Annotated in this window: 1 protein-coding gene; it reads right to left on the reverse strand. The window is 66.0% G+C overall.

Going from position 1 to position 1,315, the window contains the following annotated elements; all coding sequences use genetic code 11:
- Positions 1 to 1,290 (reverse strand): ammonium transporter (locus tag P2G62_RS17760; RefSeq protein WP_275736212.1); only part of this gene is annotated, 1,290 nt, incomplete at its 3' end.
- Between the last annotated feature and the right edge of the window lie 25 nt (positions 1,291 to 1,315).

A 1,315-nucleotide genomic window follows, 5' to 3' on the forward strand; every position in this document is an offset into this window, starting at 1 on the left:
GGCGGGCACCCGCAGCTGGCCGATCGCGGCCAAAAGCCACGAGATCGCATAGCCCGGCACGAAGCCCAGGGCCGCCATCACCAGCCCCCCCACCAGCTGCCCGGTGAACGAGGTCTCGATCACATCCGCGCCCGCCAGCGCCGGATAGCCCTGCGCCGCGATGCCCACGACCAGAACGCCCCAGAAGCCCAGATACATGTGCACCGCCACGGCGCCCACGGCGTCGTCGATCTTCATCTTCTCGACGAAGGAGGACACGAAGGGCATCGTCGCCGCCCCGAAGAAGCCGATCACGAAGGCCATCGGCGGATACCACAGGTCCAGCCCCGCCGCGCAAGAGATGATCCCGCCAAGCGCGCCCGACATCATCCAGAACGGATCGCGCGTCACCATCCAGGCGCCGATGATGCCCCCGGCCATGCCCATCAGCGTGTTGAAGGTCATCCCCGACAGGGTCATCGGCGTGCCGTAGATCGTGGTGGTGATCGCGCCCGACCAGCTCCAGGCTTCGCCCGGGACGATCACGCAGCCCATCAGGAAGCCCCAGAACCCCGCGATGATCAGCATCAGCCCGACCAGCGTCATCGGCATCGAATGGCCCGGGATGTGGTTGGCGCTGCCATCGGCGTTGAACTTGCCGATCCGCGGCCCGAGGTTGATGACAACCCCCAGCGTGAAGGCCCCGGCGATCAGATGCACCACGCCCGCGGCGCCGAAATCGTGATAGCCAAAGCGCGTGACCAGCCAGCCGTCGGCATGCCAGCCCCAGGCCGCGCCCAGGATCCAGACGAACCCGCCCAGCACCGTGGCCAGCACGACAAAGCCGGTCAGGCGGATGCGCTCGATCAGCGCGCCCGACAGGATCGAGGCGGTGGTCGCGGCAAACAGCACGAAGGCCCCCCAGAACACGCCCGAGGCGCGGTCATCCAGGTTCGGCCCCATGTATTCCGACCAGGGCGCAGCCACCGAATTGGCATAGTCCAGCCCCGAAATCCCCGCCGGCCCCGCCGACAGGTCAACCCCCGTCGGGAAGGCCCAATAGACCCACCAGCCGACGAAATAGAAAAACGGCACGATCATCGCGAAGGCCAGGATGTTCTTGATCCCCGAGGCCAGCGCGTTCTTGCTGCGCGAGGCCCCCATCTCATAGGCCAGAAACCCCGCATGGATCAGCACCATCAGCGGGATCGTCAGAAAATAAAACGTCTCGGAGAAGGTCGTGCCGGTCATCGCCGCCTTCGCCTTCAGTTCGGCGACCGAAGCCGCCAATGTCGCAAGGTCCTGTTCCACGTCAAAGGCTCCCTGTTGGTGTGGA

This window comes from Paenirhodobacter sp. CAU 1674 (assembly GCF_029222945.1).
GTDB lineage: Bacteria > Pseudomonadota > Alphaproteobacteria > Rhodobacterales > Rhodobacteraceae > Rhodobacter.